Origin of the sequence: Streptococcus oralis (genome assembly GCF_001075675.1) — a bacterium.
Taxonomy (GTDB): domain Bacteria; phylum Bacillota; class Bacilli; order Lactobacillales; family Streptococcaceae; genus Streptococcus; species Streptococcus oralis_V.
Map to the genome: position 1 here is coordinate 1 of NZ_JUNW01000004.1, position 23054 is coordinate 23054.

Annotated in this window: 21 protein-coding genes and 2 pseudogenes; 4 read left to right on the top strand and 19 right to left on the bottom strand. The window is 41.7% G+C overall.

Annotation, left to right across the window (positions count from 1 at the left end; all coding sequences use genetic code 11):
* Positions 1–86: 86 nt before the first annotated feature.
* Genes ADM50_RS00795 through ADM50_RS00815 form a run of 5 tightly spaced genes read right to left on the bottom strand, consistent with a single transcriptional unit; the run spans position 87 to position 4495 of the window.
* The gene (locus ADM50_RS00795; RefSeq protein WP_000045700.1) at positions 87–491 is read right to left on the bottom strand and encodes a PTS sugar transporter subunit IIA; all 405 of its coding nucleotides are present in this window, start codon (positions 489–491) and stop codon (positions 87–89) included.
* 3 nt (positions 492–494) lie between these two features.
* Positions 495–1316: a PTS system mannose/fructose/sorbose family transporter subunit IID gene (locus tag ADM50_RS00800; protein WP_000185287.1), complete on the bottom strand. Its 822-nt coding sequence runs from the start codon at positions 1314–1316 to the stop codon at positions 495–497.
* Positions 1303–2208 (bottom strand): PTS mannose/fructose/sorbose/N-acetylgalactosamine transporter subunit IIC, encoded by a 906-nt coding sequence (locus ADM50_RS00805; RefSeq protein WP_000616991.1) that lies wholly within the window; start codon positions 2206–2208, stop codon positions 1303–1305. Before ADM50_RS00805 ends, ADM50_RS00800 begins: the two co-directional genes overlap by 14 nt.
* A gap of 26 nt (positions 2209–2234) precedes the next feature.
* The gene (locus ADM50_RS00810) at positions 2235–2711 is read right to left on the bottom strand and encodes a PTS sugar transporter subunit IIB (RefSeq protein WP_000156968.1); all 477 of its coding nucleotides are present in this window, start codon (positions 2709–2711) and stop codon (positions 2235–2237) included.
* A complete protein-coding gene (locus ADM50_RS00815; protein WP_049484199.1) occupies positions 2708–4495 on the bottom strand; it encodes a glycoside hydrolase family 35 protein in 1788 nt (595 codons plus the stop codon). Before ADM50_RS00815 ends, ADM50_RS00810 begins: the two co-directional genes overlap by 4 nt.
* 321 nt (positions 4496–4816) lie before the next feature.
* On the opposite strand from ADM50_RS00815, the gene ADM50_RS00820 reads away from it, so the two are divergent.
* The gene (locus ADM50_RS00820; RefSeq protein ID WP_001007181.1) at positions 4817–5533 is read left to right on the top strand and encodes a GntR family transcriptional regulator; all 717 of its coding nucleotides are present in this window, start codon (positions 4817–4819) and stop codon (positions 5531–5533) included.
* Positions 5534–5835: 302 nt separating this feature from the next.
* The gene (gene strH / locus ADM50_RS00825) at positions 5836–9867 is read left to right on the top strand and encodes an LPXTG-anchored beta-N-acetylhexosaminidase StrH (protein ID WP_049484200.1); all 4032 of its coding nucleotides are present in this window, start codon (positions 5836–5838) and stop codon (positions 9865–9867) included.
* Between the two features lie 57 nt (positions 9868–9924).
* Here strH and purB read toward each other — a convergent pair whose 3' ends face one another.
* The 10 genes and pseudogenes from purB to ADM50_RS00870 all read right to left on the bottom strand — a co-directional run.
* The gene (gene purB, locus ADM50_RS00830) at positions 9925–11223 is read right to left on the bottom strand and encodes an adenylosuccinate lyase (protein WP_049484201.1); all 1299 of its coding nucleotides are present in this window, start codon (positions 11221–11223) and stop codon (positions 9925–9927) included.
* A gap of 173 nt (positions 11224–11396) precedes the next feature.
* The gene (locus ADM50_RS00835) at positions 11397–12038 is read right to left on the bottom strand and encodes a hypothetical protein (protein ID WP_049484202.1); all 642 of its coding nucleotides are present in this window, start codon (positions 12036–12038) and stop codon (positions 11397–11399) included.
* Positions 12039–12053: 15 nt separating this feature from the next.
* Positions 12054–12869, bottom strand: a complete 816-nt coding sequence (locus ADM50_RS00840) for a phosphoribosyltransferase (RefSeq protein ID WP_049484203.1) — start codon at positions 12867–12869, stop codon at positions 12054–12056.
* A 45-nt stretch (positions 12870–12914) separates the two neighbouring features.
* Positions 12915–13001: pseudogene (locus tag ADM50_RS09675) on the bottom strand (phosphoribosylaminoimidazole carboxylase); the annotation flags it as partial.
* Positions 13002–13063: 62 nt separating this feature from the next.
* On the bottom strand, positions 13064–13813 hold the full coding sequence (locus ADM50_RS00850; RefSeq protein WP_049484204.1) for a hypothetical protein: 750 nt from the start codon (positions 13811–13813) through the stop codon (positions 13064–13066).
* Between the two features lie 6 nt (positions 13814–13819).
* The gene (purK, locus tag ADM50_RS00855) at positions 13820–14911 is read right to left on the bottom strand and encodes a 5-(carboxyamino)imidazole ribonucleotide synthase (protein ID WP_049479232.1); all 1092 of its coding nucleotides are present in this window, start codon (positions 14909–14911) and stop codon (positions 13820–13822) included.
* Positions 14898–15389, bottom strand: a complete 492-nt coding sequence (gene purE / locus ADM50_RS00860; protein ID WP_049479233.1) for a 5-(carboxyamino)imidazole ribonucleotide mutase — start codon at positions 15387–15389, stop codon at positions 14898–14900. Before purE ends, purK begins: the two co-directional genes overlap by 14 nt.
* A 31-nt stretch (positions 15390–15420) precedes the next feature.
* Positions 15421–15525, bottom strand: coding sequence for a phosphoribosylaminoimidazole carboxylase (locus ADM50_RS09680; RefSeq protein WP_080980993.1), 105 nt, complete (start codon positions 15523–15525; stop codon positions 15421–15423).
* A gap of 105 nt (positions 15526–15630) precedes the next feature.
* Complete coding sequence (purD, locus tag ADM50_RS00865; protein ID WP_049484205.1) at positions 15631–16893, bottom strand: phosphoribosylamine--glycine ligase; 1263 nt, start codon at positions 16891–16893, stop codon at positions 15631–15633.
* A gap of 120 nt (positions 16894–17013) precedes the next feature.
* Positions 17014–17340: pseudogene (locus tag ADM50_RS00870) on the bottom strand (IMP cyclohydrolase); the annotation flags it as partial.
* A gap of 70 nt (positions 17341–17410) precedes the next feature.
* Here ADM50_RS00870 and ADM50_RS00875 point away from each other — a divergent pair.
* Complete coding sequence (locus ADM50_RS00875; protein WP_049484207.1) at positions 17411–18598, top strand: AAA family ATPase; 1188 nt, start codon at positions 17411–17413, stop codon at positions 18596–18598.
* Positions 18585–19592 carry a hypothetical protein gene (locus ADM50_RS00880; RefSeq protein WP_049484208.1) on the top strand — a complete coding sequence of 336 codons (1008 nt, stop codon included), beginning with the start codon at positions 18585–18587 and terminating at the stop codon, positions 19590–19592. The genes ADM50_RS00875 and ADM50_RS00880 overlap by 14 nt, the downstream gene beginning before the upstream one ends.
* Before the next feature lie 67 nt (positions 19593–19659).
* Here ADM50_RS00880 and purH read toward each other — a convergent pair whose 3' ends face one another.
* From purH to purM, 4 genes are read right to left on the bottom strand one after another with little or no spacing between them, the layout of a single operon-like run.
* Positions 19660–21207, bottom strand: coding sequence for a bifunctional phosphoribosylaminoimidazolecarboxamide formyltransferase/IMP cyclohydrolase (gene purH / locus ADM50_RS00885; protein ID WP_049484229.1), 1548 nt, complete (start codon positions 21205–21207; stop codon positions 19660–19662).
* A gap of 26 nt (positions 21208–21233) precedes the next feature.
* The gene (locus ADM50_RS09605; RefSeq protein WP_164497069.1) at positions 21234–21407 is read right to left on the bottom strand and encodes a hypothetical protein; all 174 of its coding nucleotides are present in this window, start codon (positions 21405–21407) and stop codon (positions 21234–21236) included.
* Positions 21408–21953: a phosphoribosylglycinamide formyltransferase gene (purN, locus tag ADM50_RS00890; RefSeq protein WP_049484209.1), complete on the bottom strand. Its 546-nt coding sequence runs from the start codon at positions 21951–21953 to the stop codon at positions 21408–21410.
* Entirely contained in the window at positions 21950–22972 is a 1023-nt protein-coding gene (gene purM / locus ADM50_RS00895; RefSeq protein ID WP_044020026.1) for a phosphoribosylformylglycinamidine cyclo-ligase, read from the bottom strand. Before purM ends, purN begins: the two co-directional genes overlap by 4 nt.
* Between the last annotated feature and the right edge of the window lie 82 nt (positions 22973–23054).

Below are 23054 nucleotides of genomic sequence, written 5' to 3' on the forward strand. Positions count from 1 at the left end.
AGAGCAAACTAGGAAGCTAGCCGCAGGCTGTACTTGAGTACGGCAAGGCGACGCTGACGTAGTTTGAATTTGATTTTCGAAGAGTATTATTCATCTTCGTCATCATCGAAGCCCGCTAACAAGTCATTGACTTTCACGATGCTTTCTGCAGCACGGCTCTTGTAGTCCGCATCTGCACCTGTAAGGCTTGCATTGATAAATTCAATCACCATTGGAAGATTCATCCCTGCGTAGAGTTCAATGTCGCGACCTTCCATAATCAAACGGCTTACCACGTTACAAGGTGTTCCACCGAGAAGATCTGCAAAGACTAGGAAATCATCCAATCCTTCGATAGCAGCTTCAAATTTTGCAGTAAATTCTTCTGGACCATCTTCTGGAAGAAGAGCCACTGCATGAATGTTGTCCTGTGGACCCATGATCATTTCTGTGCTACCTTTAAGTTCTTCACAGAAACGACCATGACTCACCAAAATTAATGATTTACTCATAAATTATGCGCCCATTCCAAGCAAGAATTTACCGATGAATGAAAGACCTACTGCAAGAACGATAATGATACCGATCGCTTTAGTAGAGTTCATACCTTTCTTACCAAGCAACCAGAAGATAAAGGCAGTAAAGATTGCTGGAAGCAAGCGTGGGAAGATTGAGTTCAAGATGTCTTGGAAGTCAATCATCTTTTCACCGATTGGCAATTTGTAAGAAATCTCAAAGTTGATCATTGTTGCTACAAGAGCACCCATCATGAAGACACCAAGTACAGATGCAGCGTCAATCAAAGCTGTCAAGGTACTTTGCATGTTGTTGATAAGGTTAACCCCTTCTTTGTAGGCAAATTCCAATTGTTTCCAACGGAAGATGTCATAAGCAACTGCAACTGCGATCCAAAGGAAGATACCCCATGGTTGGCCAGCGATAGCCATAGTTGCTGCGATAGATCCCATGATAGCAGGTACAAGTGAACCAAAGATTGTATCTCCAAGAGGAGCGAATGGTCCCATCAAACCTGTCTTGATACCGTTAACGGCATCTTTTGAACCCACACCATCTTTTTCTTCCATGGCAAGGTCAAAACCAGCGATAATAGTGTGGAAGAATGGTGAAGTATTGAAGAATTGAGTATGAACTTTCATCATTTCTTTCAATTCAGGAGTTCCATCCCCATACATTTTACGCAATTGAGGCAAGATCATGTAAAGGTAACCAGAAGCTTGCATACGTTCGTAGTTCCAACCTAATTGGAAAGTAAACAAGCTACGTTTGTTGATTTGATTAAAATCTTCTTTTGTAAGTTTGTAATTAGAATTCGTCATCTTCGATTTCCCCACTTTCTGATGGTGTAGAAGGTGCTGCTACAGCTACTTTTTGGCTGTTCTTAAAGTGAACAACTGCAAGGAAGATACCTACGATAGAGATACCGATCATAGACAAACCTTTGAAGTTGTTAGCAAAGCCAATCTTTTCAGCAACATCAGCAGGAAGAGTACCAAGGATACCCGCAACAGCTCCACCAAGACCTGTTACATATGAGTAAAGAACAGTCAACATAGCTGTCAAACCGAATCCCATTGCAAGGTAGTGAAGGTTACGTTTAACTGGAAGGTAACGAAGCAAGATTGCAAATCCGAGACCTGGAAGCATACGTCCTGCAAGTGTCAAACCGTCTGCAACCCATTGGTATTCTTTAACAAGGTCTACTACTGATTGTACGAAAGCACCACCAAAAGCAAGAGCGAAGAATACTGGAAGGGCACGAGAAAGAGCCCATGGAAGCGCACCAAGTAGGTAGTTGCGTTCGATACCTTTGTAGTCAAAGCGTTCGATCGCAGCATCAATACGGTGTGCAAAGAAAGTAGTTGTCATACGTCCGAGAACGTCGAAGTATGTCAAAAGTGCTGCTACTGGTACAGCGATTGTTGTAATCGCAAGGTCTGTATCAATACCTTGAGAGATAGAGAATGCTGTTGCAAGAACCGCACCAGAAGTTGCGTCGATACGAGAAGCACCACCGAAGGTACCAACCCCGAGAACGAACAACTGCAAGCTACCACCGATAAACAAACCAGTTGTCACATCTCCCATGATCAAACCAGTAATGAAACCAGCGAATACAGGGGAACCTGCAGATGAAACGATTGTCAACTCATCACAGATTTGATAAGCTGAGTACAAAGTGAGAAGTAAAATTTGCCACCATTGTATCATAACAATGACCTCCTAAAAATTTTTTCCTATTTTAATAAACTCAAAAAGTCTGAAACTGGATCATTTGGAACCATTTGAGCAGTGAGTTTCACACCTTTTTCTGCTAGTTTGTGGAAATCTTCCACATCCTTGTCTACCACGTTGATAGAACGTGTGATAGAGCGAGTTTCTGGTGTTTGAGACATATTGCCGACGTTGAGTGTTTCAAGCGGTACACCTGCTTCGACCAAACCAAGGAAACGGTCTGGTTTACGTGCAACGATAAAGAGACGTTGGCTATCGTATTTACCAGCAAGGATGTTTGCTGCTGCTTTCTCAACTGGCAAGATACTGAGTTTCACACCTGGTGGTGTCGCAAGTTTCAAACCACTCTTTTCAATATCGTTGTTAACAACTTCGTCGTCTACAACCATAATGCGTGAAACATTTAGTTTTCCAGCCCAAAGATTGGCTACTTGACCGTGGATCAAACGTCCATCGATACGGCATCCTACAATTGTCATAAGTTTTCCCCCTTTATGTGTTTTAGTGTAGGTTTACGAGTTAAATGAATCTCTTCTTTATATTCGCCCTCAGTTTCAAAGATAATGATGCGGTTAGCACCTTCCTTGAGATAACTATGAGGGATATAAAGTGAGAGGGTCGGGCCGACGTTCCAGAAACGCCCTAAGTGACGCCCGTTGACAAAGGCAACTCCCTTACCAAACTCAGACAAGTCTAAGTAGGTATCCTTCGGCTCTTCAACAGTAAAGTCGAAAGCGTAAAAGGCTGGTTGTCCTTCTATCCATCCTTTTGAAAAATCAATCTTCTCAGGATTATCCAGTGGCAGTGGATATTGTTCCCAATTCAATAAGAAATGTAGATCCTTGCAGACACCTGTTCGAATTCCTTTACGCTGCGTATCTGCCAAGAACTTATGACCGTAGTTGACACGCCCCATATTTTCAATCAAGATGTCAATCTCTGAAAAGCCTTCTCGGTTGCCCTGACAGTAGATGTCTTCACCAATCTCTGTCTGGTATTGAGTAGCAATCCATTGACCATCTACAAAGAGTTGAGCTCGGTCACGTCCATCGATGATACGGAGACGTTCCTCTTCTGCATCCCAACTTGCCTCCGTGCGGTAGAGAAGGTAGCCATAACTTTGACCAAGTTCTTCCATCGCTTTTGGATAGAGGCTTTCAGTAGGACTAGAGAGACTATCCAGAGTTTCAAACAAGGAAACTTTTTCGACCAATGGAATGGACCCTATCTCCATGCTTTCCTTATAGAGTGGTTCCAACTGTGGATACTCTGGGAAGTGGGTTACCATCATCTTCTTGACTGCTAAGTATTTAGCAGTTGGATTTCCTTCTTCATCGAGAAGGGCATCATAGTCGTAAGATGTGACTTGTGGCAAATCCAGAGTTCCTCGAGCCGAGCAACCATTCATGAAACCAAAGTTTGTCCCTCCATGGAACATGTAAAGGTTGATAGAGCCTTGCTCCAATACCTCTCGAACAGCTTCTGCCAATTCTTTAGGATCACGAGTGATGATGGGTTCTTTCCAACGGTTGAACCAACCATCCCAGAATTCCATACACATGAGGGGCCATTTCTTGCCATGCTCATCAAAGAATTCCTGCATCTGTGAAAAGTTGTACGGAGCTTTAGAACCGAAGTTTCCTGTCACAAAGAGATCGTCTTCGATCAAGGTTCCGGCTTTCAGAGTAGCCCTCCATGGGCCATCTGAAGTAAAGAGTGGGCAATCAATCCCTCGGTCTTCCATCAATTTCCGAATTGCTCGTAGATAAGACTTATCTTCTCCATAAGAGCCATATTCATTTTCGACTTGCATCATAAGAATGTTTCCACCATTATCCAACAAGCGAGGCACAAGCCTTGGCAATAATTGGTCATAATAGCGAGCAACAGCCTCGATGTAGGCCGGGTCGGACGAGCGAATTCGCATGTCCTTTGTCAAGAGCCAAGCCGGCAAGCCACCAAATTCCCATTCCGCACAGATAAATGGAGACGGGCGTACAATGGCATAGAGACCTAGATCTTGTGCAATTTGAAGAAATCTCTCCAAATTTCTGGCACCTTCAAAATCAAACTCCCCTTCAACAGGTTCGTGTAAATTCCAAGCCACATAGGTCTCGACTGTATTAAAGCCAAGCGCCTTTAAGTTATAGAGAGAATGATACCAATCCTCTGCTGGAATCCTAAAATAATGAATGGCGCCGGACAAAATCTTGAACGGTTTTCCGTCTAAATAGAAATCGTCCTCAATTTTAAATCTGGTCATGTTATTACCTCTGACGAATTAAGTTTGCGCTTTCATTTATTATAATATTAACTATAATCAAATCTTTTGCATTTGTCAATAGGTTTTAGAAAATTATTTAAAATTTTTCTATTTTTTTACTTACCGTTTACCGAAATTATCTAAAAATAGCATGAAAACGATCTTTTTATGTATGATAATTCACAAGAACATCAAATGAATTTTTTTACATGTAAAATAACATTTTTAGTCTATTATTTTAATTTTTTGACCTTAATACTACTCTTTTCTTTATATTTGTGGTAAAATCAAAATTGGAGAAAGAGAATCGAGGTGAAATTTATGGCTATTCCTAAATACCAATATATTAAAGATGAATTAAAAAACAAAATCATCTCTGGTCAATTTGCAAGTGGAGATAAATTTTATACAGAAGCCGAATTGATCGCGATGTACGATGTGAGTTCAATCACAGTTGTTCGTGCCTTGAACGACCTTGCTAAAGACGGCTACATTGTCCGCCAACAAGGTAAAGGTACTTTCGTTTCACGTGCCCGCAAGCACAAACTCGTTGAGTTTTCAGATGTCGAAATCTTTGAAACAAAAGACGATAAAGTTACTGTCCTTTCTATCGAGCGCGGAAACAAACTTGAATATTTAGATAAACTTGGACTACGTGGAGATCAATTCTACTATAAGATTGAACGTATTCGTCAGACAAATGATGTGACATACATCTACCACACATCTTATATTCCTGAGCAATACATCAATGCCAACTATCCAAATCTTGACTATTATAGCTCTATCTATACACGTTTCAAATTGGATTACCGCATTCACATGAGTGATGAACACTTTGAGGAAATCAACGAAATCGCATTCCCAACACCAGAGCATGCTGCTTCTGTACTCGGAATCGATACACAATTCCCAACTGTCTTCCAAACGAAGACTACAAAACTTGAGGCCACTGGCCAAGTCCTTGCCTATAGTGAAACTTATAAGCGAGCGGACTACTACAAAATCAAATTCATCTCATGCAATCGAGGTCATTAAGAAAAAGCCTGAGCCTAGCTCAGGCTTTTTCTATATTCATTATAGCACGAGAAAGAAGTTGTGAAAACGCTATGAAGGGCTCTTATTTAATTAGTAGCATTTTTACTAAAAACAAGGTAAAATTTCGTTTGGTTTTTCCTCTGTTTTATCCCTTATTAGCAAATTTCTCCTAAATCTTATGATTTCCTCCATTTATTATAGTTCTTATATAAACCCACTTGACATTTTACTCCTTAGATAATAAAATAAAATTGGTTTTATGTAAACGCTATCATATATGATAATAACAAGGAGGTTTTGTCATGAAACTAGAAAAGAAACAGCGCTTCTCCATTCGTAAATACGCGGTTGGGGCAGCTTCTGTACTGATAGGATTTGCTTTTAGCGCCCAAGTCGTATCTGCCGACGGGATTACTCCAGCTCCAACAGCTGAAGAAACTGTTCAAACTATTCAAGAGAGTCCTCAAGCAGTCAAGGAAGCTGTAGACTCCAAGGTTCCAGAAAAACTGGAAGAAAAGGCTGACGAGCCTGTAAAAGAGGAGGTCAAAGAAGACAAGGAGGCTCCTCGAACAGTTGCTCCAAAAACAGAAGAGTCAAGCGCACCAGTTGTGACAGAAAATGCTGCTCCAACTCCTACTGCCGAGAAAGAAAGCCCTGCCCCAGCTGAAACTCCTGCCGAAAGTACTCCTTCCGAAAAGAAAAATGAAGCCGTCACACCTGCAGTAGCCACTCCTAGCACGGAACGTGCAGCTCAGGTAAATGAAAAACTGGCTAAAAGAAAAATGATCTCAATCGACGCTGGACGCAAGTACTTCTCTCCAGACCAACTAAAAGAAATCATCGACAAAGCCAAACACTACGGCTACACGGATCTTCATTTACTAGTTGGAAATGATGGCATGCGTTTTATGTTGGACGACATGACGATCACAGCCAATGGCAAAACCTATGCAAGCGACGATGTCAAACGTGCACTCGAAAATGGAACCAATGCCTACTACAAGGATCCAAACGGCAACCATTTGACAGAAAGTCAGATGACGGACTTGATCAATTATGCTAAAAACAAAGGCATTGGTCTCATCCCAACTGTAAACAGCCCTGGTCACATGGATGCGATTTTGCATGCCATGAAAGAATTAGGTATCCAAAAACCGAACTTCAACTACTTTGGTAAGGAATCTGCTCGTACCGTTGACCTTGATAACAAGGAGGCTGTTGCATTTACCAAAGCTCTGATCAACAAGTATGCTGCTTACTTCGCTGGCAAATCTGACATCTTCAACATCGGGCTAGACGAGTACGCCAATGATGCTACAGATGCTAAAGGCTGGAGCGTTCTTCAAGCCTATAAATGGTATCCAGAAGATGGATTCCCAGACAAGGGTTATGATAAATTTATCGCCTACGCTAATGACCTTGCTCGCATCGTCAAATCTCACGGCCTCAAACCAATGGCTTTTAACGACGGTATCTACTACAATAGCGACACTAGTTTTGGAACCTTTGACAAAGACATCATCGTTTCTATGTGGACTGGTGGATGGGGCGGATACGACGTCGCTTCTTCTAAACTTCTAGTTGAAAAAGGCCACCAAATCCTTAACACCAACGATGCTTGGTACTACGTCCTCGGACGAAATGCCGATGGCCAAGGCTGGTACAACCTGGACCAAGGACTCAATGGTATCAAGAACACTCCAATCACTTCTGTACCAAAATCTGATGGGGCTACTATCCCGTTCATCGGGGGTATGGTAGCTGCTTGGGCGGATACCCCATCTGCACGCTATTCACCATCACGCCTCTTCAAACTCATGCGTAGCTTCGCAAATGCCAATGCTGAATACTTCGCAGCTGACTATGAGTCTGCTGAGCAAGCTCTGAAAGAAGTCCCGACAGACCTTAACCGCTATACTGCGGAAAGTGTCGCAGCTGTAAAAGAAGCTGAAAAAGCCATTCGCTCACTCGATAGCAACCTCAGCCGCGCCCAACAAGACACCATTGACCAAGCAATCGCGAAACTCCAAGAAGCTGTCAGCAACTTGACCTTCACACCAGAAGCTCAAAAAGAAGAAGACGCGAAACGCGAAGTTGAAAAACTTGCCAAGAACAAGGTGATCTCAATCGACGCTGGACGTAAGTACTTCTCAGCTGAGCAACTCAAACGTATCATTGATAAAGCTAGCGAACTCGGGTATTCTGATGTGCATCTCCTCCTAGGAAATGATGGACTTCGCTTCCTACTTGATGACATGACTATCACTGCTAACGGAAAAACTTATGCAAGTGACGATGTCAAAAATGCCATCATTGAAGGGACAAAAGCTTACTACGATGATCCAAACGGAACCACTCTTAGCCAGGCTGAAATCACTGAATTAATCGAGTACGCAAAATCAAAAGGCCTCGGACTCATCCCAGCAATCAACAGCCCTGGCCACATGGATGCTATGCTCGTCGCTATGGAAAAACTTGGAATCAAGAATCCTCAAGCCAACTTTGACAAGGTCTCCAAAACAACCATGGACCTCGAAAACGAAGAGGCGATGAACTTTGTCAAAGCCCTCATCGGCAAGTACATGGACTTCTTTGCAGGCAAGACTAAGATCTTCAACTACGGTACAGACGAATATGCCAATGATGCCACCAACGCTCAAGGCTGGTACTACCTCAAATGGTATGGACTCTATGGCAAGTTTGCTGAGTACTCTAACACCCTTGCTGCCATGGCCAAAGAAAGAGGCCTTCAACCAATGGCCTTCAACGATGGTTTCTACTACGAGGACAAGGATGATGTTGAGTTTGACAAGGATGTCATCATCTCTTACTGGTCTAAGGGATGGTGGGGTTACAACCTTGCATCTCCTCAGTACCTGGCAAGCAAAGGCTACAAATTCCTTAACACCAACGGAGACTGGTACTACATTCTCGGCCAAAAACCTGAAGATGGTGGTGGTTTCCTCAAAAAAGCAATTGAAAATACTAAAAAAACACCATTTAACCAGCTTGCATCTACCAAATATCCTGAGGTAGACCTTCCAACCGTCGGAAGCATGCTTGCTATCTGGGCAGACAGACCAAGTGCTGAGTACAAGGAAGAAGAAATCTTTGAACTAATGACTGCCTTTGCAGACAATAATAAAGACTACTTCCGCGCTAACTACAATGCCCTCCGTGAGGAACTTGCTCAAATCCCTGCAAACTTGGATGGATACAGCAAGGAAAGCTTGGAGGCCCTAAATGCAGCGAAAGAAGCTCTCAACTACAACCTCAACCGTAACAAACAAGCCGAGTTAGACGCTCTCGTAGCTAAACTCAAAGCAGCCCGCCTAGGCCTCAAACCAGCGGCAACTCACTCAGGAAGCCTCGATGAAAATGAACTAGCTGCCAATGTCGAAACCAAACCGGAACTCATCACAAGAGCAGAAAAGATTCCATTTGAAGTTATCAAGAAGGAAAATCCAAACCTCCCAGCTAAGCAAGAAAAGATTGTCACACCAGGTGTAGATGGCGAACGCACTCATTACATCTCTGTCCTTACTGAAAATGGTAAACAAACAGAAACCGTTCTAGATAGCCAAGTAACCAAAGAACCTGTGACCCAAGTGGTTGAAATCGGGGCCCCTATTACCCACAAAGGGGATGAAAGTGGCCTTGCTCCAGCTGCCGAAGCGAAACCAAGACTGGATATCCAAGAAGAAGATATTCCGTTCACTACTGTGACACGTGAAAATCCACTCTTGTTCAAAGGGAAGACTCAAGCCGTTACTAAAGGCGCTAACGGTCGTCGCAGTCATTACTACTCTGTGAGCACTAGTGCTGACGGTAAGGAAGTGAAAACTCTTGTAGATAGCCTTGTGACTCAAGAAGCAGTGACCCAAGTTATTGAAGTCGGAACCCTTGTAACCCATGTAGGAGACGAACACGGTCTTGCTCCAGCCGCAGAAACAAAACCAAGACTGGATATCCAAGAGGAAGAAATTCCATTCACTACTGTGACACGTGAAAATCCTCAATTACCAAAAGGACAAACGCAAGTTGTTACTAAAGGGGCTAACGGCCACCGTAGTGCCTTCTACTCTGTGAGCACTAGTGCTGATGGAAAAGAAGAAAGAACACTTGTCAATAGCGTGGTAACACAGGAAGCGGTCACTCAAGTTGTTGAAGTCGGCACTGCCGTTGAGAAAGCTGAGCAAACTGCACCAACTACTACCAAAGCAGATGAAAAACAACTCCCTGCAACAGGAAGTCAAGATTCTGCAGGCTTGGTCGCAGCAGGCCTCATGGCGACACTAGCAGCCTATGGACTCACTAAGAAAAAAGAAGATTAACACCCTTCGATAAGCATACAAAAAAGCGAGATTGAATCTCGCTTTTTATTGTTAGGATTAATCACCAAGTCCGATACGTTCAAAGATAACATCCACTCGTTTGGTGTAGTATGCTGGGTTGAAGATTTCATCAATCTCCTCTTGAGTGAGGCGTGAGGTTACTTCTGGATCTGCTTCCAGAAGTGGTTTAAAGTCTACTTGGTTGTCCCAAGAGTAAGCCGTTTTCGGTTGCACCAAGTCATAGGCTTGCTCACGTGTCATGCCTTTTTCAATCAAGGTCAACATGGCACGTTGGCTAAAGATAAGACCAAAAGTTGAGTTCATGTTGCGAATCATGTTTTCTGGGAAGACTGTCAAGTTCTTGACGATGTTTCCAAAACGGTTGAGCATGTAGTCAATCAAAATGGTCGTATCTGGGGTGATAATACGCTCAGCTGATGAATGAGAGATATCACGTTCATGCCAGAGAGCGACGTTTTCATAGGCCGTCACCATGTGACCACGGATAACACGCGCCAGACCGGTCATGTTTTCAGAACCGATAGGATTGCGTTTGTGAGGCATTGCTGAAGAACCTTTTTGCCCCTTGGCAAAGAACTCTTCCACTTCACGTTGCTCAGATTTTTGCAGACCACGGATCTCCGTTGCCATACGCTCGATGGAAGTTGCAATGCTAGCAAGAACTGCAAAGTACTCAGCATGAAGGTCACGAGGAAGGACCTGTGTCGAGATTTCTTGGGCACGGATACCCAATTTGTCGCAGACATATTGCTCTACAAATGGTGGAATGTTGGCAAAGTTCCCAACCGCACCAGAGATTTTACCAGCTTCCACACCAGCAGCCGCATGCTCGAAACGCTCGATGTTGCGTTTCATTTCGCTGTACCAAGTTGCCAATTTCAGACCAAAGGTTGTAGGTTCCGCATGCACACCGTGAGTACGCCCCATCATGATGGTGAACTTGTGCTCCTTAGCCTTGTCAGCGATGATGTTGGTGAAGTTTTCAAGGTCACGACGGATGATGTCGTTGGCCTGCTTGTAGAGGTAACCGTAGGCAGTATCCACCACGTCGGTAGAAGTCAAACCATAGTGGACCCACTTGCGCTCCTCACCAAGAGTCTCAGAAACCGCACGTGTGAAGGCAACCACATCGTGGCGCGTCTCCTGCTCAATCTCTAAAATACGATCGATGTCAAAGTCCGCCTTTTCGCGAATCAAAGCCACATCTTCCTTAGGGATTTCCCCCAACTCAGCCCATGCCTCGTCAGCCAAGATTTCCACCTCAAGCCAAGCACGGTATTTATTTTCTTCACTCCAAATATTCGCCATCTCAGGGCGAGAGTAACGGTTGATCATGATTAAGATACCAAGGGCGACTAGACAGCGACTGAATTTTAGGAGACCAACAACGAACGCTTGCGTCCTAGGAGGTCTATCTAAATTCCGAGCTTTCCGCCCGAGTTCAGTTCTGCAAACTAGGTGCCCATTTCCTTTCTTTTCTTATAATTTATTTCTTCTAAAAAGTAACTTTAGCCGAATAAGGAAAGCTGCTCATTATTACCATGTTCAGAATATTTATTATTTGATTTATTAGCATTTTTTTTCATTTTATAGTAATAATCCTTTGTTTCTTTCTGAACAAGCTTTTCAATAACCTGTTCTTCAAATTCTGCTATATTCTTAAACTTCATTATTCCTTTTTCTGGCTTAGGAATATAGAAGAGTCCAACATATTTATTTTGGACAAGTAAATTATAAATATTATTTAATGAACCTTTACTTACCGAAATATTCCCAAACCGATTTTTACTAGTGTCTTTCCAAATTACTAAACCAAAATCAGCATCATTAGACATAGCTTTATCCTTTATCATTTGAGCTTCTCTAGTATATTTCCCGTTTTTAAAAAATTTTTCATTTTCAGTGTCTACAGGAATACGCCTATCAATCCATTCTCGATCTGAAAGGTTTCTAGGACTAGGACCTACATGATAAACCTCTACATTTTTATAATTATCTGCCTTAAGCATATCCTGTATATTTTTATCAATCCCTTTAGCATCACCTATCAAGATTGTATAATTTCTTTTACGACTATCATCAACTGACTTAATAACTTCTTGGGGAATTTCTTTGCTTGAAATACTCCCACTTATGAATATTTTTCTCATATGAAACACCTCGAGTTATTCTTCATCACTCTCTTCATCATCATTCTTACTCACAGTCCAATATCCATTAGAATTTCGATACACAGATAAATCGAAAACTCTTTTAAAATCATTTTGTTCAAATGCTTGCTTAACCTCTCCGAACAAATAGTGCTCTTGCCAAATCTTGACGTGTTCAGGTTTGTCATCTCTATAAAAATATAAATCTATGAACTCACTTTCATTGTTAACAGACAATTTACTATATTTTGAAATTCTACATTCATATTTTTTAGGAATGCCTCCATATTTATTTTTTGTAAGGCTAATAAATCTAATAAAAATATTTGGATTTTCCCGTCTTAACGCCGAAACAGTGTAATTTGCCGTATTACCTTCACCAAATAAATCATCAATTAATAATACACTTTTTATATTACTAGGTAAATTTTCCGATACATAATCATCTGCACTGATTTGAGAATCTTTAGCTTGTTTTGATGTTCGCTTTCCGAGTACAGAAAAATCAACTTTTTTCCCACTAACCTCACTTAGACGCTCAGCTATCATGTACATAATCTTTAAATTCCCATCTGGATTATCTTTATGAAATGGATTAAAACTAGGTACAGGAAGAATAATATCACAATTTTCAACATAAATTTTTAACTGTTCCACCAAGTAATTGATTTCGTGTTGAACATGACTATAGGTAAGGGAATTATTTTTTATGTATCCATATTTTATAGCGCATACAGCTTCTCCTATATTAGTGTAGCCGTTATCTTTATACCAATCTAAAGCCAAGGCCTCATCCGCTAATCTAACCTCTCCTCTTAAATCAATTGTCATTATAAAATATCCTCCTAAATATTACCTATTAAGTTATCCAAACTCCTATTTCCCAATCCATACAGATGGATAGTGATCCAGTGTATTCAAATCAGTATCCAGCGGTAAATCATAAATTGATACGATTCTATCTTTTTCAGCGAAAATATAAAAAATGAATTAATCTATAAAAAATTAAATTTACTTAATACCTCTTATTTACTAACAATATAGTCACAAATATGAATATTTTTAGTAGCTTCAGGATAGTCTACCCCAAAATACTTCCGATTAATGCTACAATATCCTTTGCCATCAACATTATAAATATACTTACACACTTCTCCAGAAAGCGTTGTAAAGAATAAAGTAATCGTCTCTGGGACGTGATTAAAATTAGGCTTGTTACCTAAGATATGTTGATGTATCTCTTTTTGATGTGCTTTTGAGATTACATATAATCTTTGCTCCGCATTTAACTTTGGTATCAGCTCACCGTCTAAACTTTCTCCAAATAAGATCCGAACATTAAATATCGGTTGATTGTTAACAATTTCAAGAGATAAAATTTTATCTCTTTTATCCTCATTAGAATAAGATTCTTCAAAACTATTAGCTGCTACATATTGTTTGTTATTTTCTGATTTTCGTAGATGAAACCAATATTTATCATCAAAATATACTCTACAGTTTGGCTTGATAAGCTGATAATCATTGCTTAAAACCAACTCTGGTCGATACTTACGTAATTCCTTTTCTTCTTCGAGTGATAATTGTAAATGGACAACAATCAATGAGATTACAATTCCAGCGACACTTCCATAAAAGCTCAACCAATCACCCAATCCAGAATTCAAATAATTGGAAAAAATTCCGATAACAACTGAGAAAAAGGGACCAGATGCCATCACTAGTAACAATAAAAATATCAGCTGTTTTATGTTGTTTTTAAAATATTTTTTCATATTTCCCTAAAAATCAATCCCCTCCCCAAACTCAACTACACTATCCGGCGCATCACTAAACAAGGTCACATGTCCCATCTTGCGGTTGTGCTTCGCTTCTATTTTACCATACAGGTGGAGGTGGGCGCTTGGATTTTCTGTGACATATTTTTCAGCGACCTTGACATGTTGGCCAAGAACATTGAGCATAACAGCAGGCGCATGTAGTTTGATAGCTGGCAATGGTTCTCCCAGAACACCCAAGATATGCGTGTCAAACTGGGAGAAGTCGCAGGCTTCGATGGAGTAATGCCCTGAGTTGTGTGGGCGTGGGGCAATCTCATTGACGATAATATCATTAGCTGTCGCAAACATTTCCACGCATAGCGTTCCAGAAAGATTCAGTTGTTCTGCGATTCGCACTGCCATGGTTTTTGCCTTATCTGCTAAACTTTCTGAAATGCGAGCAGGCACGACGGTCTTAGACAGAATGTTGTTGCGGTGGATATTTTCCTGAACTGGGAAGACTGTCACGTCCTTGCCATTTCCTGACACGATGACAGAAATCTCAAGGTCGAAGTTGACAAATTCTTCCAAGACACAGTCTGCTGAGTCAGCTAGCACATGGGCTTCTTCCAAGTCTGCTTCTGAGCGAATGACCTTTTGCCCATGTCCATCATAGCCACCTGTCGCAGTCTTGAGGACATAGTTTTTAGATAGATCAATATCTGCCAAGTCTTGGCTAGAAGTCACAACCTTGTAAGGTGCCACAGTGACTTGCGCCTTGTTTGAGAGGAAGTCCTTTTCAAAAATGCGATTTTGGGAGATGCGAAGCAGGTCTGTTCCTTGAGGAAGCTGACCATCCTTGATAACAGCATCCAAACCGTTGGCATCGACATTTTCAAACTCATAGGTCAGGACATCGCAACGCTCCGCCAACTGACGGAGAGCGTCCACATCGTTATAAGGTGCCACGATGATTTCCGCCACGCGAGAGGCTGGGCAATCAGCCGCAGGATCCAGCGCGATAACCTTGTGCCCCATGTAGATAGCAGAAATTGCCATCATCTGCCCCAGCTGACCACCACCGATAATTCCGATTGTTTTAGATGAGCTCATTGGTAGACTCCTCTGCGATTTTTCCTTGCTCTTCTGCGAAATCAGCCAACGCTGTCGCGATAGCTTGATCCTCTACTGACAGGAGACGGAGGGCAAAGAGGGCCGCATTTGTCGCTCCTGCTTCACCGATAGCCATCGTCGCAACAGGCACGCCACCTGGCATCTGTACGATAGAGTAGAGCGAATCCACGCCACTAAGAGCGCGCGATTTGACAGGTACACCGATGACAGGAAGGGTTGTTTTGGCTGCGACCATTCCTGGCAAATGCGCGGCACCACCAGCACCTGCGATGATGACCTTTATGCCGCGACTGCGGGCTTCTTCTGCATGCTGAAACATGAGGTCAGGCGTGCGATGGGCAGAGACGACTTTCTTTTCGTAGGCTACACCGAAGCGGTCTAGGATTTCGGCGGCTTTTTGCATGGTTGCCCAGTCGGATTTGGAGCCCATGATGATGGAAATTACTGGTTTAGTCATAATATTCCTTTTCTTTCCTTTCTTTTTTCAATCACCTTAAGTTGTGAGGGACGGCAGCAGCCACCAAAGGTGTCTCGTGCCTAAATCGGAAGCCCAAAGTCTTCCGATTTCCCTGAACGATTGGCTTATAAGCAATCGTTCTTTCACAACGGCGGTGATTGCTCTATATCAGCTCGCTAATGCTCGCAAGTTATGCAACCATTATCGTATTTGGCGACTTCGTCGCGTTATTCTTATATCGTTACTTAATTGCCTTGCTTCCGATATCGGTTCGGTAAAAGAGGCCTTCTGTTTTTTGTTGACCGAGTTCTTGGTAGATGGTTTCTTGGGCTTCTTTGACGGTATCGGCTGTGGTGACCAGCATATAGACTCGTCCGCCGTTGGATAGCAATGCTCTGCTATTTTCCGCAAACTTAGCCCCTGCATAGTAGGTGATGATATTGCCTTCTGTCTTAGTTGGCAACTCGACACCCTTTGCATAATCTAACGGGTAGCCCTTGGATGCGACAACCACACCCAGAGTCACACCCTTGTCCGTCCACGTGATGTTTGGCTGCTTGCCATCGAGAATATCCGTGATATTTTGCGCAAAGTCAGATGTCAAGCGAGGCAGGATAATCTGAGTTTCGGGATCACCAAAACGAGCGTTGAACTCGATAACCTTAGGTCCGTCTACTGTCAAGATAAGCCCCGCGTAAAGGACACCAAGATACGGACGACCTTCTTTGATCATTCCTTCAAGGACTGGCTTGACAATAGTCTCAACCGCTGTGTCAACCACGCTCTGTGGCAAGTGAGGAACTGGCGCATAAGCTCCCATCCCACCCGTGTTAGGGCCCTTGTCGCCGTCATAGGCACGTTTATGATCCTGAGCCGTTGGCATGATGTAGAACTTGTCCCCATTGACAAAGGCAAAGAGAGAGAACTCCTCTCCGTCAAGGAATTCCTCGATGACCACTCGCGCCCCCGAGTCACCGAACTTATTGTCCAAAAGCATCTCGTGAGCAGCTTCGACCGCTTGCTCGACTGTATCGGCAACGACGACACCTTTCCCAAGTGCCAATCCATCTGCCTTGACGACGATAGGAGCGCCTTTCTCCTCGATATAAGCCTTGGCCTCCTCGAAATCTGAAAATGTGCCATAGGCTGCTGTCGGAACGTCATATTTGACCATGATTTCCTTAGCAAAATCCTTGGACCACTCCAGCTCCGCTGCTAATCTTGTTGGACCAAAGGCTTTGAGACCAGCTTGGTTAAAATCATCCACAATTCCAGCAGCAAGGGCATCATCTGGCCCGATGAAGGTCCAAGCGATATCGTTGTCCTTTGCAAAGTCAACAAGCTTAGAATGTTCGGAAATAGAGATATTTACCAATTCCAGACCATCCAGAGTCATCCCGTCATTCCCAGGAGCCACAAAGACTTTTTCAACGTCTTTTGATTCAAATAACTTCTTAGCAATCGCATGTTCACGACCACCCGAACCGACAACTAATAGCTTCATCTCTCAACCTCTTTTGCGAATTATTTACTAACATTATATCATAAACGTTCGTTTTAATCTTGTTTCACTTAGTATTTTAAGCCAAAAAAGGAAAGAAACTGTTTTCTTCCCTTTTGCTTCTTAATGTCTAAAATGTCTCACACCTGTGAAGATCATGGTCAAGCCATATTTATCCGCTGCTTCGATGGATTCTTGGTCACGTACTGATCCACCCGGCTGGATGATGGCCTTGATTCCTGCTTTAGCGATTTCTTCCACGTTATCCGCGAATGGGAAGAAGGCATCCGAAGCAAGCACAGCGTCATCAAGGCGGTCTTTAGCTTGGTCAATAGCGATACGGACTGAAGCCACACGGTTGGTTTGACCTGGGCCAACGCCAAGTGTCATGTGGTCATTGGTCACGATGATTCCGTTTGATTTCACATACTTGATGGCTTTCCAAATAAACTAAATGTCCGTAAATTTTTTACGGAAAGTGTTTTTTATGATATAATAATCCTAATAGGAGGATTGACAAATGCTAAAATACTTTTCAGTAAAGAATTATAAAAACTTTGAAAATGAAATCTCAATTAACTTTTCACAAGTCGGAGGTTATAAATTTAATGAGGATTGCTTATCAAATAACCTTTTGAGTAAAGTACTTATCTATGGTAGAAATGCTACAGGAAAATCCAATTTAGGTTTAGCATTATTTGATATTACAAAAAATCTTTCCAGTAGATCCTTGATTGATGAGCAAAATTTAACATCTTTTTTAAATAACAACTCTGACAACGTTATTGCTACTTTTTGTTATATATTTTTACATAATAACAATGACATCGAATACATTTATACAAAAAATGAATATCAGATTATACAAACAGAATCACTATCTATAAATAACGAATTAGTTTGGAAAATAGATTTGTCTACTGACCCAATATCATATACTGCTGTGGAGGACATAGCCAATAAACTAGGTATCATAAACAACGATTTCAACATACTAATAGATAATTATCGAGATCAGGTTTCAAGTGACAAGCAAGATTTAGACGGAGAAAACAGATCTTTTTTAACATGGCTGATAACTAACACCTCTAAGTCAGATGCTTCTATTCTCACATATCTCCGAACATTTATCCGAAACATGGTGCTTATTAATCATGAAGCACCGAAATATTTTATAAATCGTTGGTTCCAGCATACACTTGATCACAAAGAGACAGCAAAAGGACTGGAAGCATTTCTTAATAGCATGGGTATAAACTGTCACTTAGATTCAATAGAACAAATAGATGGGGACGATATGCTTTGTTTTGTTTATAAAAATAAAAATGTTCCATTCTTTAGAGAAGCATCTAGTGGAACATTGGCTTTGGCCAAATTCTATTTTAGAATCCTCTATATCTTTGAGCACTTCAAAGCCAACAATCCTCCTAAATTTTTATTTTTCGATGAATTTGATGCTTTTTATCATTACGAACTTTCTGAAAAGTTGATACGTCATTTAAAAAAAATATTTCCAGACACCCAAATCATTTTGACTACACACGATACAAATATTATGTCTAATGAGTTATTTAGACCCGACTGCTTGTTCATTTTATCTCAAAAAGGATTTATAACACCTTTAAACAAAGCAACTAAGCGAGAATTACGAGAGGGACATAATCTAGAAAAGATGTACATTAGCGGAGAGTTTGATGAATATGAATAATGTAACACGAGCTCAAACCCTTTTTATAGTCGAAGGCCATCATGAAAAAAATGAACTTTTTAAACTTATTATCGAAGTTTTCCCTGAACTTAGTATTACTGAAGAAAATATACATATTTTTGGCACAAATATTTACCAATTATACCAGAAAATTCAAGAACAATATGGAGAAAAATGGGATGATCCCTCCAATGATGTGGATTTACCTTTTGTTTTAAATAAGTATGATTCTCAAAGATTTGAATCTATCGGTAGAAAAAGAAATTATAAAAATATTTTTTTAATTTTTGATTACGAAGCACAAGATCCCAACTTTTCTATAAATAAGATACAGCGATTACAAGAATATTTCAGCGATGTAACAAATAATGGCCAACTTTATATAAATTACCCAATGGTTGAATCTTATTTCGATATAGAAATCAATAATGACTTACAATTTCTAAATAAATTTTTAAATAAAATTGTGACGGGTAAGGAATATAAAGCCATTGTTAACAATAATGAACTTTACAAAGTATTCCAAATTCCTTTCATCATTCCGAATCGATTAGAAAGTATTGCGGATATCTCTGCAATATTGCAACATGATATAGCTTCTAAAATATTAAACTGCTGTAGTTCTGAGTCTCTAAAAGAAATATGCAATGAATTAAATATAGATGACAAGAAAAAGAAAAATTTAAACTGTTATCTAGATAAAAATTTTGAATCCTACTTCAATGATGTGATTTCTTATAATATCTACATAAAAAGATTACTTAAGAGGATTGTAAAATTACAAATATTAAAATACGAGCGAATTATAACTTATCCTTGTTCAACACATATTTTATCTGAACACGAATATCGTAATTTACAACAAACTAATAAATTTGACTATATAAAATTGTTAACCTTACAAAATGAAATGTCTAAAGCTAATAAACTATGGGTTATAAATACTTTTCTATTATTCATAGCAGAATATAATTCAACATTACTAAATGATTAATCTTCTCCCTCTCATATAATTCAAAACATGAGCATTTCCATAATTGGAAATGCTCATGTTCTTATTGTTAATGTCTAAAATGTCTCACACCTGTGAAGACCATGGTCAAGCCGTATTTGTCCGCCGCTTCGATGGATTCTTGGTCACGTACTGAGCCACCTGGCTGGATGATGGCCTTAATACCTGCTTTGGCGATTTCTTCCACGTTATCCGCGAATGGGAAGAAGGCATCTGAAGCAAGCACAGCGCCGTCAAGGCGGTCCTTGGCTTGTTCAATGGCGATGCGAACAGAAGCCACTCGGTTGGTTTGTCCTGGGCCAACGCCAAGTGTCATGTGGTCGTTGGTCACGATGATTCCGTTTGATTTGACGTACTTGATAGCTTTCCAAGCGAACTCAAGAGCAGTCGCTTCTGTCTCGGTTGGCTGGCGTTTGGTCACCACTTGCCAGTCAGCTGGACTTTCTTTGACTACGTCTTGGTTTTGCACCAGAAGTCCACCTACTACACCTGTGTATTCTGCTTCCACCTCGCTAGCGTCTTGGGCATCAAATGGCAAGGCAAGGATACGCAAGTTTTTCTTTTTGTTGGTCAAAATGGCCAGCGCTTCATCCGTATAGCTCGGTGCAATGATGATTTCAAGGAAAACGCCGTGCATCTTCTCAGCTGTCGCAGCATCCATCTCACGGTTAAGGACGACAATTCCACCAAAGATAGACACTGGGTCAGACTCATAAGCATAATCCCAAGCAGTCTCAATGTCGTCAGCTTGACCAATTCCACATGGGTTCATGTGTTTCAAAGCCACAACGGTTGGACGGTCTTTGAAATCACGGATGATACGAATCGCCGCATCAGCGTCACGGATGTTATTGAAGGACAATTCCTTCCCGTTAAGCTGTTTCGCTGATGCAATTGAATAGTCCGTTGGCAAAGCTTTTTGATAGAAATCGGCATCCTGTTGAGGATTTTCCCCATAGCGCATAGCTTGCTTGAGGTCATAGGTCAAAGTGAGTTTTTCTGGTTTTGCTTCGCCCACTTGAGCTGTGAAGTATTCTGCAATCAAGGCATCGTAAGCCGCTGTGTGACGGAAAACTTTAGCCGCCAAACGTTGGCGAGTTTCGTAAGTCGTTTCACCATTTGCTGCCAATTCGTCAAGAACAACAGCATAGTCAGCAGGGTCTACAACAACTGTTACGCTAGCATGGTTCTTCGCTGCTGAACGAAGCATAGATGGCCCACCGATATCGATGTTCTCAACCGCATCAGCGTACGTCACGTCTGGTTTAAGAATGGTTTCCTTGAATGGGTAAAGGTTGACCACAACAAGGTCGATCAATTCGATATTATTATCCTTAGCTGCTTCCAAGTGACTATCCAAGTCACGACGAGCTAAGAGCCCACCGTGAATATTTGGGTGGAGGGTCTTCACACGACCATCCATCATTTCTGGGAAACCAGTCACATCGTCAATGGCAATGGTATCTAACCCAGCATTGTCAAGGGCAACTTTGGTACCACCTGTTGAGATGATATCCCAACCAAGTTTTTTGAGTTCATGGGCAAATTCAACAATGCCCGCTTTGTCTGAGACGCTGATTAAAGCGCGTTTAGTCATGTTTTTTCCTTTCATTTTCAAATTCTCTACCTACGAATTTTTCGATTCATAAAGTGTAGGGAGACGATTACCAAGACTCCCAAAATTACTGTCAGTAAAAATCTCCCCCAATAGGGAATCTCTGGGAAGAAAAAATTTACCAGTAAACGTAGAATGATTGCCAAGGTAATCAAGGCAAGTGTTTCCAACCATTTTTTCATTTAATTGTCCAACAATTCTCTAATAACTTCTGGATACAACTTGTACTCCGCTTCATGAATACTAGCTTCAAAGCTTTCGATAGTATCATCAGCTAGACGTGGCACACGGACTTGTTTGATGATCTTTCCTGTATCCACACCCGAATCCACCCAGTGAATGGTGACACCACTCTCAGCGACATCAGCTTTCCAAGCATCCTCAATCCCATGAGCTCCTGGAAATTCTGGCAGGTAGGCTGGATGAATGTTGATGATTCGACCTTCATAAGCTGCCAATAAGGTGGGCCCAACGATTTTCATGTAGCCAGCGAGGCAAACCAAGTCAATCTGGTGTTCTTCCAAGAGTTCGACAAGAGCTGCTTCGTAGTCCGCCTTGTTCTCAAACTCCTTGAGTTCAAAAGCATAGGACAGGACGCCAAGCTTGTCTGCACGCTCAAGCACATAGGCATCACGATGGTCTGAAAAGACAAACTCCACCGGAAATTCTTCGGCAATCACCTGAAAGTTTGAGCCGTTACCAGAGGCAAAAACCGCTATTTTTTTCATTTGATGATGACACTTTCGTTTTCTTTCTTGACGATGCGACCAATTTCATAGACTGGTTCATCCAGTAATTCCTTGACACGGTCTACATTTTCAGGGCTAACTGCCAACATGAGGCCCACACCCATATTGAAGATTTCAAACATTTCTTCGTGTTTGATCTGACCGTATTTTTCAAGGGCTTTGAAGATCGGAAGGACTGGAACCTTGCTTTCCTCAATCTCAGCAGCCAAGTCAGCTGCAAACATACGAGGGACATTCTCGATGAAACCACCACCTGTGATGTGGGCAATCCCATGAACCAAACCTTCCTTGATGAGTGGCAAAACAGCTTTAACGTAGATACGCGTTGGTTCCAAAAGGACATCTTTCAGCTTTTTGCCTTCCAACTCAGGCAAGACTTCTTCGCCTGTGTAGTCGGCAAAGACACGACGAACGAGTGAGTAACCATTTGAGTGAATCCCACTTGAAGCAAGTCCGATAAGAACATCACCTTCTGCTACCTTCGAACCATCAATGATTTGAGATTTTTCTGCCACACCGACCGCAAAACCAGCCAAGTCATAGTCATCTTCGCCATACATACCAGGCATTTCAGCCGTTTCACCACCGATGAGGGCGGCACCAGCTTGCACACAACCTTCTGCCACACCAGCAACCACTTGTTCTAGTTTAGCTGGTTCATTCTTCCCTGTCGCCACATAGTCGAGGAAATAGAGAGGCTCCGCACCTGCAGCGATGATATCGTTGACACACATGGCCACACAGTCTTGACCGATGGTATCATGCTTGTCGTACTTGATAGCCAGCATGAGTTTGGTGCCAACACCATCCGTCCCCGAAATCAAGACCGGCTCTTTGACACCTGTTTTTGAAAGGTCAAACATGCCACCAAAGCCACCAAGAGCTCCCATGACACCTGCACGCTCCGTACGAGCCACATGCTTTTTGATCCGCTCAACAACTTCATAACCCGCTTCAACATCTACACCCGACTGGGCATACGCATTTTTATTTGCCATTTTATTTTTCCTTTTCTTTGAGAAGATTGCGACGTATTTTTAGATAAACAATTATTTTATCTAAAAATACTAGTCAGGGCTC